The organism is Duganella lactea, assembly GCF_009857505.1.
Taxonomy (GTDB): Bacteria; Pseudomonadota; Gammaproteobacteria; order Burkholderiales; family Burkholderiaceae_D; genus Rugamonas; species Rugamonas lactea.
On the sequence record NZ_WWCP01000037.1, the window covers coordinates 1 to 14,752 of the forward strand.

The window sequence follows — 14,752 nt, forward strand, 5'->3', positions numbered from 1 at the left end:
GCTGTTCGCCATTTAAAGTGGTACGTGAGCTGGGTTTAAAACGTCGTGAGACAGTTTGGTCCCTATCTGCCGTGGGCGTTGGAAATTTGAAGGGGGCTGCTCCTAGTACGAGAGGACCGGAGTGGACGAACCTCTGGTGTACCGGTTGTCACGCCAGTGGCATTGCCGGGTAGCTAAGTTCGGAAGAGATAACCGCTGAAAGCATCTAAGCGGGAAACTTGCCTTAAGATGAGATTTCCCAGAGCCTTGAGCTCTTTGAAGGGTCGTTCGAGACCAGGACGTTGATAGGTCAGGTGTGGAAGTGCAGTAATGCATTAAGCTAACTGATACTAATTGCCCGTACGGCTTGTCCCTATAACCTTGACGGTTATGCGCATTTACTCAGATGATGAGAATGCTACCCAACGAAAACTTTACTTCTCCAGATTCGCTGCGCAGCCATGAGGCTGCGCGGCATACAAGTCAAAGCTTGATGACCATAGTAAGTCGGTCCCACCCCTTCCCATCCCGAACAGGACCGTGAAACGACTCTACGCCGATGATAGTGCTGCAACCAGTGTGAAAGTAGGTTATCGTCAAGCTAGTTATTAAGTGAGGAGGCCCGTTCAGTGAACGGGCCTTTTTGCGTTTACGGCCGGTAATTTGTGTGCAGGCCGCTCATTGAGCTGTATTATTTGCCGGTGTTCAACCCACCCGAGACAGAGCCATGGCAGACGCAAAGAAATATCGCTTGGTAACCCGTAGCGATTTTGATGGTTTGGTTTGTGCAGTACTGTTGAAGCACCTGGACTTGATCGATGAGATCCTGTTCGTGCACCCGAAAGACATGCAGGACGGGAAGATCTCGATCACCGACCGCGACATCACCACCAATCTGCCGTATGTGGCCGCCGCGCACCTGGCGTTCGATCACCACTTGTCGGAAACCATTCGCAACACCGGCGAGCGCAAGAACCATGTCATTCATCCGGAGGCGCCATCCGCCGCGCGCGTGGTGTATGACTACTATGGCGCCTTGAAGGCATTCCCGGCGTCGTGGAATGACATGATGGCGGCGGTCGACAAGGGCGACGCCGCCCGCTTCAACGAGCAGGAAGTGCTGAATCCGGAAGGCTGGGATTTGCTGAACTTCCTGATGGACGCGCGAACCGGTCTTGGCCGCTTCCGCGAGTTCCGCATCTCGAATTACAACCTGATGATGGACCTGATCGATTACTGCAAGGATCATACGATCGCCCAGATCATGGAGCTGCCCGACGTGAAGGAACGCAAGGACCTGTACTTCGAGCACGCCGAGCAGTGCAAGCAGCAGATCCGACGCTGCGCCACCTTGCACAAGAACCTGGTGGTGCTGGATCTACGCGATGAGGAGATCATCTTTGCTGGTAACCGCTTCATCGTCTACGCGCTGTTCCCGCGGACGAATATCTCAATTCACGTGCTGTGGGGCCTGCAAAACCAGAACACGGTATTTGCCACCGGCAAATCAATTCTGAACCGCACGTCGAAAACCAATATCGGCGCGCTGATGCTGGAATATGGCGGCGGCGGGCATGAGAACGCCGGCACCTGCCAGGTTGATAACGAGCGGGCGGAGGACGTACTGGGGGCACTGATCCATCGGATTAATTCCGACGGCTAATAAAAAAGCGCCCGAGGGCGCTTTTTTCATTCAAACTCTTTTTCAGGCATCGCGATCTGGTTGTCGGTGCTGAACTGGTAGTCCTTGAATACGTGTTCCGCCGTCAGCATCTGGTAGTCGCCGTCCGGTTTCTTGAACGAGGTGTCCTTCAGCTTGTAGGTGTAGTGGCCGCAGGTCCAGCAGTTGAAGTTGCGCATGTGGGTGCACAGGCAGGTCTTATCCATGACCACCACGTTCTTCTCATTCGGGTGCGCTTCCACTTCGCGGTTGTATGAGTTGATGTAGGCGCAGTTGCCATTGGCGTCCAGCAGGTAGCCGTAGGACTCGCAACCCGGACGGATGCCGGAGCCGATCGCCGGCGTATTCTTCAGCATGCGCATCGGGTAGCCGGTCGGCGACACGCCGTTGACGATCACATCTTCTTCCGAGGCCTTGAAGTATTCCTGCTTGACCTTCTCCGGCAAGCCGCATTCGTTGGTGACGGTGAAACGGGTGGCGACCTGCACGCCAGCCGCGCCGGCTTCCAGGAAGCTGACCGCGTCCGAACCGGTGAAGATGCCGCCGGCGGCGATCAACGGAATGTCCAGATTCTCTTGCTTGAAGTAAGCCAGCAATTCCTTGGTAATGGTCATCAGGTCGTAGTCTTTCCAGTCCTCCAGGCCGAAGCCGAGGTGGCCGCCGGCCAGCGGGCCTTCGACGATGACGAAGTCGGGCAGACGGTTCAGCTTGGCGTTCTTGCGCAGGAAAATCTGCAGCGCGCGCACCGACGACACGATGATGCCCAGCTTGGCTTCGCGGAAACGTGGATGGTCGGCCATCAGCGCGAACGAGCCGAAGTGCAGGCCCGCCGACAGCGTGATGCCGTCAATGCCAGCGTCCAGCGCCGCGTTCAGGCGCGTGCGCAGGGTTTCGCGCGGACCGTTCATGGTCAGCTTTTCCATGCAGTTGACGAAGATCAGGCCCGGGCCTTGCTTGGCCTTCATGGTGGCGCCGATGTGCAGGCGCTGCGCCTCGGCCAGCCGCTCCAGGTCGAACTGGACAATCGACTTGTCCATATTGTTGATGTTGTGCTTGTAGAGCTTGGTCTTATCCTTGACGAAGCTGGTGTCGAACTTGCGGTCCGACACGTCTTCCACCATGGCATCGGAGATGTGGCCGATGCCACCCAGGCGGGCCGCTTCCAGCGCCAGTTCAGAGGTCGAGATATCGACACCCATTCCGCCGATCATGATGGGCACATATTCTTCATTGCCGAATCGCAGGCGGAAATCATCAACACGTTTCATTGCTATCCTTAGACTACCGAGGTTAATTGCGGTCGCGCGGCAGTACGCATGATCGGAGCACCGATTTATTCTACTCCATGTGTACTACAGCGATATGACGGCGCGGCGGCGCTGGGCTGGCCGCGCGCGCGGTGGACGGAGATCAGTCGCGGAAGTTGTTGAATTCCAGCGGCAGGTCGCTGGCTTCCTTGCGCAGCAGCGCCATGGCCGCCTGCAGATCGTCGCGCTTGCCGCCGGTGACGCGCACCGATTCGCCCTGGATCGCCGCTTGCACCTTCATCTTGCTGTCCTTGATGATGCGCACGATCTTTTTGGCGTCATCCGACTCGATGCCGTTTTTTACCTTGATTACCTGGCGCACCTTGTCGCCGCCGATTTTCTTGATGTCGCCGTCTTCCAGGAAGCGCACGTCGACCTTGCGCTTGCCCAGCTTGCCGATCAGCACGTCACGTACTTGTTGCAGTTGGAAATCGGAGTCGGCGGTGACGGTCAGTTCGCGTTCCTTCTGTTCAACGGCGGCGCCGGTGCCCTTGAAGTCGAAGCGCGTGCCGATTTCTTTTTGAGATTGCTCGATGGCATTCTTCACTTCGATCATATCGGCTTCCAAAACTACATCAAACGACGGCATAACGATTTCCTTATTCGTGTGGCATGCAGCGCGGGGGACGCGGCTGCATCAAAGACTGATATTTTAACGGACAACCTGCGATTCGCCGCCATATGGGCGGTGGTTTTTTGCTTGTTTGCCTCTATAATCGACCAAATTTATTGCTTATTCCCCTCATGTCCCCGCCGATTCCTGTTCTACGTCAATTTTCGCTGCAATCCCTGAATACCTTTGGCATTGACGCCACGGCACGCGCCTACCTGCATGTGACTGAAAAAGAGCATCTGCTCGGCGTTTATGCTGATGGCGCATGGGTTTCTTTGCCGAAGCTGGTTTTGGGCGGCGGCAGCAACGTGCTGTTGACGGGCGATTTTGACGGCCTGGTGCTGCACATCGGACTGCAAGGGAAAGAGCGCGTCGGCGACAACGCCCAGCAGCATTTGGTGCGCGCGGCGGCCGGTGAAAACTGGCACGCGTTTGTGCAGTGGACCCTGGCGCAGGGACTCGGCGGCCTGGAAAATCTGTCGCTGATTCCGGGCACGGTGGGCGCCGCGCCGATCCAGAATATCGGCGCGTATGGCCTGGAGATCAAAGACGTGTGCCACAGCGTCACGGTGTTCGATCCGCACAGTGGCGTGACGCGCGCGCTGGACGCGGCGGCGTGCCGCTTCGGCTACCGCGACAGCGTGTTCAAGCACGAGGGCCGCGACCTGATCATTCTCGACGTGACCTTCGCGCTGCCCAAGCGCTGGACGCCGAATCTGCGCTACGCCGAGCTGGCGGCCGAGCCGGGCATGGCGGACGCGCCGACGCCGCAACAGGTGGCCGACGCGGTGATCGCCATCCGCCGCCGCAAGCTGCCTGATCCGGCGGTGATCGGCAACGCCGGCAGTTTCTTCAAGAATCCGGTGGTGTCTGGCGCGCAATGTGCGGCGCTGCTGGCGCGTTTTCCGACGCTGGTGCATCACGTGCAGCCGGACGGCAGCGAGAAGCTGGCGGCGGGCTGGCTGATCGATCAGTGCGGCTGGAAGGGCAGGAACCTGGGCGCGGCCGGCGTCTATCCTAAGCAGGCCCTGGTGCTGGTGAACAACGGTGGCGCCACCGGCGCCGATGTGGTGGCGTTGGCGAAGGCGATCCAGGCCGATGTGCAGGCGCGCTATGGCGTGCTGCTGGAGCCGGAGCCGGTGTTCGTCTAGTCGCTTCGCCAGCAGACTCGGCATGGGTTCCGGCCTGCGCCGGAACGACGGGTTCAGGGGCGGGCGGCTTGCACCAGTTCGATGGCGGTGTGAGCGTCTTCCGGATACAGCGAGCTGCCGGTGTGGCAGGCGGCGCGCAGCGCGGCGTCGCTGATGCCGGGCAGCGATTCACCCGTCACCGAAGTGCTGATGCGGTGCAGCTGGCTGGTGACGATCGAGCGCCGCGACGCCATGTTCAGGATGACGCCGAATTCGTCGCGGCCGATGCGCGCCACCAGGTCGCCTGCGCGGCATTCGCGCTCGATGCGGCGCGAGATGCTGGCCAGTGCCTCCGGCAGCGCGTCGATGCCGCTGACGCGCACCACGCCAACGCCCAGGTGGCCGTTGCTGCTCTGCGCCGCCGCCAGCTTGGCCTGCAACTGCTCGTAGAAGAAGGCACGGTTGGCGGTGCCGCTGGCTTCGTCCAGCGTCATGCGTTGCTTCAGCACGTTCGGTCCTTCCCGCGTGGCGCGCTGCATCAGCATGGCCGTCATATTGGCCAGCAGCTGGGCGATCTGTTCCTCGCCGTCGTTGAAGACGCGCGGTTCCTTCCACACCAGCTTCATGACGGCGATCGCCGCGCCGTCGGCGATCAGCGGCACGATCACCATCGACCGCAGGCCGACTTTGCGGCACGCCTCGCGATTGACCCGTTCGTCGCTCTCGCTGTCGCTGCACAGCGCGGCGCGGCGGCTGGTCAGCACGCTGCCCGACAGGCTGTTGGCTACCGGCATGCGCAGGCCCAGCTGCGCTTCCGCCAAACCATGGGCGGAGCGGTAGACGATGGCGTCGTCCTCCAGCAGTTCGACCACGGCGCCGTCGGCGGCCGTCAGTTCCACCGCCTTGGCGGCGGCGGCGTCCATTACCGCGCTGAGATCGTTGCCCAGGCCGACCAGCTGGACTTGGGCGTCGATGATGGCGAGCAGTTTGTGTGAAGGTATGTTCATGGTCGTAAAAAAGCAGACCGTGGTCTGCTGGTGAAGTTAGCCGAAGTGGCAAACGTAATCGAGGGTCTCCACTGTTTCGATATCGAACTTGCTGTTGCCGGCCACTGTGAATTGCTGGCCGGCGCCGTAGGTCTGCCATGCGCTGGCGCCGTCCAGGCGCACCTTGCACACGCCGCCGACGATTTCCATGATTTCCGGCGCGCCGGTGTTGAACGTCAGGCTTGATGGGAAGATGACGCCGACGGTCTTCTTGCCGCCGTCGGCCAGGATGACGGTGTGCGACACGCATTTGCCGTCAAAGTAGATGTTCGATTTTTTGACGACGCTGACTTGATCGATTTGTGCACTCATGCTGCTGTTTTTCCTTCATTCGAGGTAGTGGGACCGGGCAGGTCCGTCGCACTGACTACGCGGTTGCGGCCGCCGTGCTTGGCGGCGTACAGGGCCCGGTCGGCTTGCTGGATCAGTGCTTCGACGGTCGATGCCGGCGACGGCACCACGCTGGCCACGCCGATCGACATGGTCACGCTTGAGAGCGTGGTGTTCGCCCCCGGATTTTCGATCGCGAGCTGTTCCAGGTGGCGGCGGCACGACTCGGCCACGATCATGGCGCCAGTCAGCGGTGTGTCCGGCAGGATAATGCTGAATTCCTCGCCGCCGTAGCGCGCGGCCAGATCGGCCGGGCGCTTGAGATGTTCGGTCAGGACAGCTGCCACCTTCTTCAGGCACAAGTCGCCGGCGAGGTGGCCGAAGCTGTCGTTATACAGTTTGAAGAAGTCGACGTCGCACATCAGCAGCGTCAACGGCTTTTTTTCGCGCTGCCCGCGCTGCCATTCGGCGCGCATGGCGTCGTCGAAGCGGCGGCGGTTGGCGATGCCGGTCAGGCCGTCGAGGGCCGCCAGTTTTTGCAGTTCGAGGTTGGCGTCGGCCAGCTGCTTCTGGCTCTCGCGCAGGAAGCGGAAGGCCTGGTCGCGCTGCAGGCGGCTGATGTGGGCGCCGGAGTGGTAGCGCACCCGCGCCAGCAGTTCCAGCTTGTCCGGCAGCTTGACCATATAGTCGTTGGCGCCCATGCCGAAGCTGTGCGCCTTCAGTTTCGGGTCTTCCTTGGCCGACAGCACGATCACCGGTACGTGGCGCAGGCCTTCCTCGGCGCGGTACAGGGCGATCTGGCCGAAGCCGTCGATGGCTGGCATCACCAGGTCCTGCAGGATCACGGTCGGTTGCAGCGCGCGCGCGCGCTCCAGCGATTGGTTGGCATCGGTCACGCAATGGAATTCGATGTCCGGCTGGTCACTCAGCATGCGCCGCACGGCTTCGACGATGATCAGCTGGTCGTCGACCAGCAGCACGCGCACTTTGAAGGCGGGCAGGAGCGGGGTGGGATCGGCTTCGGTTACGTGTACTTCGGACATCAGGGTTCCATTCAGTTATTGGCTACGTCCGCCAAGGGTGCTGCGCAAGAACGGTCCGATCTTCGCCAGCGGTAAAATCATCTGCGCCGCGTCCAGCTCCGCCGCCGCGCGCGGCATGCCGTACACGGCGCTGCTGGCCTGATCCTGGGCGATGGTGGTCTGGCCGGCCTTGCGCATCGCCAGCAGCCCCTCGGCGCCGTCGCGCCCCATGCCGGTCAACAGCACGCCGAGCGCCTCGCCTTTCCAGTGTTGCGCCACGCAGTGGAAGAAGACATCCACCGACGGCCGGTAGGCATAGTCCTTGGGATGGATATCGTAACGCAAGCGCAGGTTTTGATCCAGCGTCAGGTGGTCGTTGCTCTTGGCGATCAGCACGGTGCCGGCCGCCAGTTCGTCGCCTTCCTCGGCGGAGCGCACCGGCATGTCGAGCTGTTCGCCCAGCCAGCGGGCGAAGTTGTCGGCGAAGTGGCGGTCGATGTGCTGCACCACGACGATGGCGCAGCCGCGCGGCGCCTTCCAGCCGGCCAGCAGCTTGGAGACCGCCACCGGGCCGCCGGTGGAGGCGCCGATGGCCAGCAGCGTGGTGATTTTTTCCCCGTCCGGCGTGGCGGCATGGTGGCCGGCGACACTGGCGGCGCTCTTCGGCTGCATGGCCTGGGTGCCGCCGCTATGGCGTATCAGCTTGTCCATGGTGCGGATCTTGGCCAGCAGCTCGGCGTCACCGCCCGGCTGGCCTTGCAGCACCGGCGTGGCGGTGACGTCCAGCGCGCCGGCGCCCAGCGCGCGGAACACCTGGTTGACGTTGTCCTGCGGGCGGCCGGTCACCACCAGGATGGCGCACGGGCTGTGCTCCATGATCTGGCGCGTGGCCTCCACGCCGTCCAGCTCCGGCATGTTCAGGTCCATCAGAATCAGGTCCGGGCGGTGCTCGGCGCACATGCGCACCGCCTCCGCACCGGTGCGGGCGATCCACAGCACCTGGTGCTCGGCGGTGCTGGCGACCACGCGGCGCAGCGCTTCCGCCGCCATGGCGACATCGTTGGCGATGGCTATCTTCATCTACGGGCGTCCCCAATCAAATCACTGACTGCGTCGAGCAGCGTCTCGTCATGGAAGCTGCCTTTGGTCAGATAGTAGTCGGCGCCTGCCGAAAGGCCGCGGGCGCGGTCTTCGGGGCGATCTTTATAAGAGACTATCATGACTGGGATCTTGTGAAGATGTATATCTTTCTTAATCAAGGTTACTAGTTCGATGCCGTCCATGCGCGGCATGTCGACGTCGGTGATGACCAGATCGTAGTCACCGCTGCGCACCACGTTCCAGCCATCGATGCCGTCGATGGCGATATCGACCAGGAAGCCGCGCGCGAGCAACAGCTTGCGCTCCATTTCGCGCACCGTGAGCGAGTCGTCGACCACCAGGATGCGTTTGGTTTTGCGCCGTTCGGCGGTGTCGGACTTGGCCAGTTGATGCAGGCCGCCTTCGTGCAGCAACTTGTCGATCGATAGCAGCAGGTCGGGCACGTCGAGGATCAGCACCGGCTCGCCATTGTCGAGCAGGGCGGCGGCGGCGATGTCGCGCATCTTGCCGAAGATCGGGTCGATCGCCTGCACCGCCAGGCTTTGTTCGCCACGGATGGCGTCCACCACCAGCGCGTAGCGGCGCGCGCCGGCGCCGATCACCACCACCGGCAGCTCCGCTCCTTCGGCGCTGGTGTCGCCCAGTTCCAGCACCTGCGAAGCCGAGACCAGGCCTAGATGCTCACCGCCGAAGTCGAAGAACTGCTTGTTCTCCAGCGTGTGGATGGCGGTCTGCGGCACCTTGAGCACGCGCTCCACCTGCACGATGGGCACGGCGTAGGCTTCGCCTTTGACGTCGACCACCAGCGCGCGCATGATCGACTGCGTCAGCGGCAGCGTGATGTGGGTGCGGAAGCCGACTCCCAGTTCGGACTCGATGCGCACCGTGCCGTTCTGTGAACGGATGGTCTCGTGCACGATGTCCAGGCCGACGCCGCGGCCGGAGATCTCGGTGATGTTGTCCTTCAGGCTGAAGGCGGGCAGGAACAGAAATTCCAGCAGCTCCGCCGGCGACATGGCGGCGGCCATCTGCGCCGGCGCCATCTTGCGTTCGATGACGCGGGCGCGGATTTTTTCGATGTTGACGCCCTTGCCATCGTCGCTGATTTCGATGCTCAGCATACCGGCGCGGTGGCGCGCCTCCAGCACGATGGTGCCGGTGCCCGGCTTGCCGGCGGCGAGGCGTTCGGCGGCGCTGTCCATGCCGTGGTCGATGGCGTTGCGCAGCATGTGGTTGATCGGGCTTTCGATCTTGGCCAGGATGTCGCGGTCGACCAGTGTGTCTTCGCCGATTATCTGCAATTGCACGTCCTTGCCCAGGTTGCGCGCGAGGTCGCGCACCATGCGCGGGAAGTGCTGCACGCCGTCGCGGAAAGGACGCATGCGCAGCGTCAGCACCTCGTCCACCAGGCTTTGCGAGACACCCAGCAGGCGGCGCTCGTAGGCTTCGATGTCGGCGATGTGCTCCAGCACGAATTGCTTCAGCGGGTGGGTTTTCTGCAGCGCCAGCAGGGACTTCTCTTTGAGACCGGCGTCGTTGCTGTTGGAGATGGCTTCGTGCAGTTGCTCGATGATCGAGAACAGGCTGCTCTGGTTGCGCTTGAAGCGCTGCAGGTTCTGTACGAAGGGATGCATCTGGTGCGCGTTGATGCGCGATTCGCTGGCCAGCGAGAGCAGCTTGTCGAAGTTTTGCGCTTGCTTGAGTGGCGGGAGCGAGCGGCGTTCCTGGGTGTCTTCGACGGCGGGAGCCTCCGTCGCGTCAGTTTCTTGGGTTGTGGCGTTCGCCGGCACGACCGGTGGCGGTGGCGGTGGCGGTGGCGGGGCCAGGTTGATCGGATCTGGCAGGAAGGCGATGGTGCGTACCGCGTCCATGGTGCGCGTAATCTGCTCACCGTTGGCGGCCAGCCAGGCTTCCACTTCGCCTTCCTTCAGGCGCGCCAGTTGCACGATCAGGTCCACACCCGCCAGCAGCGCGTCGACGCGGTTCGGCGTCAACGCCAGCTTGCCGTTTTGCGCGGCGATGAAAGCGTCCTCCATGCCATGCGCCAGCTGCACCACCACTTCCAGCCCGACGATGGCGGCGGCGCCCTTGATCGAGTGCGCCGCGCGCATCATCGATTCCACCGCGCCGGCGTCGTCCTTCAGGCGTTCCATGGCCAGCAGACCATCGGTGAGGATCTGCGTCTGGCCGTCGGCCTCCATGCGGAACAGGTCCTGCATGGAGAACTGGCTCAGGTCTCCGTTGTTATCGGCGCTCATCGCAGGCTCCTCGCGAGTTGATGGCCGATCAGCGTTTCATCCAGCGCGCCGATGCGCATGTCGCCATGCGTGATCACGCCGGCGAGGAAGCGCGACAGACCCTTGTTGATGGTGGCCGCCGGCGTCTGCATCTGGTTGCTGGCGTGGCGCAGTATGCCGTGCAGGTCGGCCACCGGCAAGGCATAGGCCTGGTCTTCCCATTGTGTCAGCAGCAGGCGCGCAAACGTGTGGCGGTCGGTGGCGGCTTCGCCTTCGCTGTCGTCGATGCCCAGCAGCTCGGCCAGCGACATGCAGGGATACAGCGTGCCGCCGACGTTGACGATGCCGCTCAGTCCACGCGAACCGCGATGCGGCAGCCGGTGTGGCTTGGCGGTCGGCGCCACCGACACGAACATGCGCGTCGGTAGCGACAGCCATTCGCGGCCGACGCGGAACACCAGACAGGAGGCGTCCAGTTGCCGGGTGTCGCCGGCGGCCTGGCGGAAATGCGCGGCCCATTCACGCTTGTAGTCCGCGCCGACGGGACGCTGCAGGTTTTTCTGCGCGGCGCTGGCGTAGACGCCGCAGTTGCGACAGTGGACGGCCTGCGCCAGTTTGTCGCAACGCTGGTCGCCGTTCACGCCGATGACGTTCCAGCAGTCCTGGACATCAACGACATCGGCGGCGACGGGAGAGGTGGTTGTGCTCATGGTTTAGCGTCTTCAGGATGCTTGCTGGCGTTGGTAGATGCGGGCGGCGCGCGCCTTTAGCGTGGCGGCGCCACTGGCGTCGTTGTTGGCTTCCGCCAGCAGCGCCAGGTGGCACAGCGCTTGGTAGTGGTCCGGTTGCAGGTAGATGCAGCGCTTCCAGTAGTCTTCGGCCATCTTCGGCTGCTGGTTCAATTCGTTCAGCAGGCCGAGGATGAAGTAGGCCTCGGCCGATTCCGGCTGCTGCGCCAGATGGTCGCGGCAGTGTTTTTCAGCGGCTTTGATGTCGCTCAGGTCGGCCAGGCGCCGGGCTTCGGCCAGCAGGTCAAGCGCCGGCGCCGCTGTCGGCGCGCGCGGCGCCGGGGGCGGGGATGGCGGCAGCGATGGCGGCGAGGCGATGCTGCGCGCGGCCAGCGGCGGCACTGGCTTGGCGACGACGCGCGGCGCGTGCGCCGGCTTGACCACTGGCTTGAGCACCGGTTTGGTCGGCGGCGCGGTTTCCTTCATCAGTCCGAAAGCCTGGCTATGGGACAGTGGCGTAAAGCCGTGGCTGCAGAACGACGGCACTTCGGCGTAGCCGGCGAACAGCTGGCCGTCGTCCGCCAGCAGCGCGCGCAGTTTGGCGATGGCGGCCTTGGTGGTCGGCTTGTCGAAGTAGATCAGCAGATTACGGCAGAACACCACGTCGTAGTAGCCGGTACGCGCGGCCAGGTCGAATTCCAGCAGGTTTCCCTGTGCGAAGCGCACCTGCTTGCGGATGTCGTCGTTGACGCGGTAGTCGCCGTCGCCGTCGCTGCTGAAGTGGCGATCCCGGAACGCCATGTTCTGCGCGCGAAAGGCGTTGTGACCGTAGATGCCGCTCTTGGCGCGCGCCACGCAGGTGGGGCTGATGTCGAAGGCGTCGACCATAAAATTCCGCGACGGGATGCCGGCGTCGGTCAGCACCATGGCGATGGTGTACGGCTCCTCGCCGCCCGCGCAGGGAATGGAGAGAATGCGCAGCCGCCGTTCGCTGTTGGCCGCCAGGCGCGCGCGCACGAATTCGCTCATCGCCACAAACGCCTGCGGGTCGCGGTAGAACCACGATTCAGGCACCACCACCAGTTCCACCAGCGCCGTCATCTCGGCCGGCGTCATCTGCCGCAGGTAGGCATCGGGGTCGCTGACGGCGTTGTGCTCCATGCGGTGCTTGATGGCCCGCTCGACCACCGGTTTGGACAGGTTCAAGCCGGTGGCTGTGCGCAGCAGCGACTGGGCCGGCGTCATGCCGCCGCTCCGTCACGCTGGAACAGCAGCGCGCGTAGTTCCTCCGGCAGCAGATGCTCCAGCCCCACCAGTTGCAGCATGCCTTGCGCGTCGCTGGCCACCTGGCCGAGGAAGGGCGCGGCTTGCACGCCGCTGTCGAGCAGTTGATCGTCGCGCACCTCCTGCACGCCCAGTACGCGCTCGGCGCGCAGGCCCAGTGCATGGTGCGCGCCTTCCGGTGTGACATAGTCGGCGACGATGATGCGCGTGTCGAAGTGGTCGGCGCCGCTTGGCAGGCCGCTGGCGCGGCACAAGTCGATCACCGGCACCGACGCGCCGTGCAGGTCCATCAGGCCGGCCACGCTGTCCGGCGCCAGCGGCAGCAGCTTCAATTCCACCAGCGGCAGCACGCGCACCACATCGCGCAGGCGCAGGCCGTAACGGTCGGCGCCGATGTGGAAGACGAGGAGTTTCATGGTCTCAGCTCCCGCGCCCCGCTTAAACCGCCACGGCGAAGTTGGCGACGCTGGTCTGCAGATCGCCAGCCGCGTACTGCAACTGGTGCACCGCTTCGCTGGTGGCCTTCAGCGATTCGACCGTCTGCTGGGTGGCATCGTTCAGTTGCATCATGGTGGCGGTGATTTGCTCCGCCCCCACCGCCTGCGACTGCATCCCTTGCAGCACCACGTCGAACTGCGGCGCCAGTTTCTGCACCTGATCCATCACGCCGGATAACTGGTCGGTCACCTGGCGCACCTCGCCCACGCTGCGGCGGATCTCTTCGGAGAATTTGTCCATGCCCATCACGCTGGCGGAGACGGCCGACTGCATCTCTTTCAGCATCTGCTCGATGTCCCAGGTGGAGACCGAAGTCTGGTCGGCCAGCCGGCGGATTTCGGTGGCCACCACCGAGAAGCCGCGCCCGGCCTCGCCAGCCTTCTCGGCCTCGATGGCGGCGTTCAGCGACAGGATGTTGGTCTGGTCGGCCACCTTGGTGATGGTGATCAGCACACTGTTGATGTTGGAGGCTTTTTCGGAGAGGGCCGCCAGCTTGGCGTTGATCGAGTCGGTGGCCGACACCATGTGCTGCATGGTGCCATCCATGCGGCGCAGGTTGTTCTGCGCATCGGCGGTGGCGTGGGTGGTGTAGTCGGCCACCGCTGTGGCTTCCTCCATGGTCTTCAGCAGCTGCGAGGTGTTGGCCGAGATTTCCTTGGTGGTGCTGAGGATCTCGACGCTGGTCTGCGCCTGCTCGATGCCGGTGGCCTCTTGCTGCTTGGCCGAGGCGGCGATTTCGGTGGCCGAGGTGGTGACCTGGATGCCGGCCTTCTGCACGTTGTTCAGCAGCGCGCGCAGGTTGTCGAACATGCGGTCCAGGCCCAGGGCCAGGCGGCCGATGGCGTCATCGCCGGTCACTTCGATTTTGCCGGTCAGGTCGCCCGACGCCGCTTTCGACACCACGCCCAGCAGCGAGTCGACCTTGGCGCGCAGCGCGTTGGTGGCGGCCAGCTCATTGGCCTGGCTGTCCTGGATTGACTGCGCCATGCGGTTGAACTCCGTCGATACCTCGCCCAGTTCATCGGCCGACAGCACCTGCGCGCGGGCGCCGGGATCGCCGGCGGCGATGCGGTTGACCGCCTGCGTCAGATTGTCCAGCGGCGCGAGCAGCGCGCGCACCAGAATCCAGACGATGCCCAGGGACAGCGCGATGCACACCACGCCGCCGCCGGACAGGATCATGCGCATGGTTTCCTGCAGCCGCTCGCTCGCCTTGGAGCGTTCGGCCAGCAGGCGTTTTTCTTCGTCGGCGGCCTCGTTCATGAATTTGTAGATGGCGCCGATGGCCGAGCTGTTGGTATTGGCCAGTTGCGGCATGCGGCCCATGGTATCGGCGGCGCCGGGTTTGTCGCCCAGTTCCTGGCGCATTTTGAGTTGGGAGTCGATGACGTCAAGACGCCAGGCGTTGATCATGTCGTGCAGTTTCTTGAAGCGCTCCACCTGGGCCGGATTATCGGCGGTGAGCTTTTGCAGTTCGTTGACGGAGGCCGGCAGATCGGTCATCTCCTTGCGGGTGCGTTCAAGGCGCTCCGCGGACCCGGTCAGGTAATAGCCGCGCGCCTCCACCTGTACTTGCAGCAGATCGTTGCGTAGCACGTCGATGGCCTGGATCACGTCCATCGTGTGGCGATCCCACGTATTGGCCTCGGACAGGCTGTTGAAACGGTTGTACGCGATCGACAGCAAGATCAGGATGATGGCCAGGATGGCGCCGAAACTGAGGTAAAGCTTCTTCTTGATGCTCAAGTCTTTAAACATGTTCTCTCCAGGGCTGGCAGGCGCCAGTGTGCAGTTGG

Annotated in this window: 13 protein-coding genes and 2 rRNA genes; 4 read left to right on the forward strand and 11 right to left on the reverse strand. The window is 63.1% G+C overall.

Annotated elements, in window-relative coordinates:
- The 3 genes from GTP44_RS22225 to GTP44_RS22235 form a co-directional block, all read left to right on the forward strand.
- Positions 1–354 (forward strand): 23S ribosomal RNA (locus GTP44_RS22225); the annotation flags it as partial.
- 114 nt (positions 355–468) lie between these two features.
- A 5S ribosomal RNA gene (gene rrf / locus GTP44_RS22230) occupies positions 469–581 on the forward strand.
- A 125-nt stretch (positions 582–706) separates the two neighbouring features.
- Entirely contained in the window at positions 707–1,642 is a 936-nt protein-coding gene (locus GTP44_RS22235; RefSeq protein WP_161021131.1) for an exopolyphosphatase, read from the forward strand.
- Positions 1,643–1,668: 26 nt separating this feature from the next.
- Here GTP44_RS22235 and GTP44_RS22240 read toward each other — a convergent pair whose 3' ends face one another.
- Both GTP44_RS22240 and GTP44_RS22245 read right to left on the reverse strand, forming a co-directional pair.
- Complete coding sequence (locus GTP44_RS22240) at positions 1,669–2,928, reverse strand: nitronate monooxygenase (RefSeq protein WP_161021132.1); 1,260 nt, start codon at positions 2,926–2,928, stop codon at positions 1,669–1,671.
- Between the two features lie 142 nt (positions 2,929–3,070).
- On the reverse strand, positions 3,071–3,556 hold the full coding sequence (locus tag GTP44_RS22245; protein WP_160992265.1) for a YajQ family cyclic di-GMP-binding protein: 486 nt from the start codon (positions 3,554–3,556) through the stop codon (positions 3,071–3,073).
- Between the two features lie 155 nt (positions 3,557–3,711).
- Here GTP44_RS22245 and murB point away from each other — a divergent pair, with 155 nt between their 5' ends.
- The gene (gene murB, locus GTP44_RS22250; RefSeq protein ID WP_161021133.1) at positions 3,712–4,731 is read left to right on the forward strand and encodes a UDP-N-acetylmuramate dehydrogenase; all 1,020 of its coding nucleotides are present in this window, start codon (positions 3,712–3,714) and stop codon (positions 4,729–4,731) included.
- Positions 4,732–4,784: 53 nt separating this feature from the next.
- On the opposite strand, the gene GTP44_RS22255 is transcribed toward murB, so the two are convergent.
- Genes GTP44_RS22255 through GTP44_RS22295 form a run of 9 tightly spaced genes read right to left on the reverse strand, consistent with a single transcriptional unit; the run spans position 4,785 to position 14,714 of the window.
- Positions 4,785–5,717 (reverse strand): sensor domain-containing diguanylate cyclase, encoded by a 933-nt coding sequence (locus tag GTP44_RS22255; protein ID WP_160992263.1) that lies wholly within the window; start codon positions 5,715–5,717, stop codon positions 4,785–4,787.
- Between the two features lie 36 nt (positions 5,718–5,753).
- Positions 5,754–6,068, reverse strand: a complete 315-nt coding sequence (gene ppnP / locus GTP44_RS22260; protein WP_160992262.1) for a pyrimidine/purine nucleoside phosphorylase — start codon at positions 6,066–6,068, stop codon at positions 5,754–5,756.
- Positions 6,065–7,129 carry a diguanylate cyclase gene (locus tag GTP44_RS22265; protein WP_161021134.1) on the reverse strand — a complete coding sequence of 355 codons (1,065 nt, stop codon included), beginning with the start codon at positions 7,127–7,129 and terminating at the stop codon, positions 6,065–6,067. Before GTP44_RS22265 ends, ppnP begins: the two co-directional genes overlap by 4 nt.
- Before the next feature lie 15 nt (positions 7,130–7,144).
- Positions 7,145–8,188, reverse strand: a complete 1,044-nt coding sequence (gene cheB, locus GTP44_RS22270; RefSeq protein ID WP_161021135.1) for a chemotaxis-specific protein-glutamate methyltransferase CheB — start codon at positions 8,186–8,188, stop codon at positions 7,145–7,147.
- Positions 8,185–10,467, reverse strand: a complete 2,283-nt coding sequence (locus tag GTP44_RS22275) for a hybrid sensor histidine kinase/response regulator (protein ID WP_161021136.1) — start codon at positions 10,465–10,467, stop codon at positions 8,185–8,187. Before GTP44_RS22275 ends, cheB begins: the two co-directional genes overlap by 4 nt.
- Positions 10,464–11,156: a chemotaxis protein CheW gene (locus GTP44_RS22280; protein ID WP_161021137.1), complete on the reverse strand. Its 693-nt coding sequence runs from the start codon at positions 11,154–11,156 to the stop codon at positions 10,464–10,466. Before GTP44_RS22280 ends, GTP44_RS22275 begins: the two co-directional genes overlap by 4 nt.
- A 12-nt stretch (positions 11,157–11,168) precedes the next feature.
- Complete coding sequence (locus tag GTP44_RS22285) at positions 11,169–12,419, reverse strand: CheR family methyltransferase (RefSeq protein ID WP_161021138.1); 1,251 nt, start codon at positions 12,417–12,419, stop codon at positions 11,169–11,171.
- A complete protein-coding gene (locus GTP44_RS22290) occupies positions 12,416–12,874 on the reverse strand; it encodes a chemotaxis protein CheW (protein ID WP_161021139.1) in 459 nt (152 codons plus the stop codon). Before GTP44_RS22290 ends, GTP44_RS22285 begins: the two co-directional genes overlap by 4 nt.
- A gap of 22 nt (positions 12,875–12,896) precedes the next feature.
- Positions 12,897–14,714: a methyl-accepting chemotaxis protein gene (locus tag GTP44_RS22295; RefSeq protein ID WP_161021140.1), complete on the reverse strand. Its 1,818-nt coding sequence runs from the start codon at positions 14,712–14,714 to the stop codon at positions 12,897–12,899.
- Between the last annotated feature and the right edge of the window lie 38 nt (positions 14,715–14,752).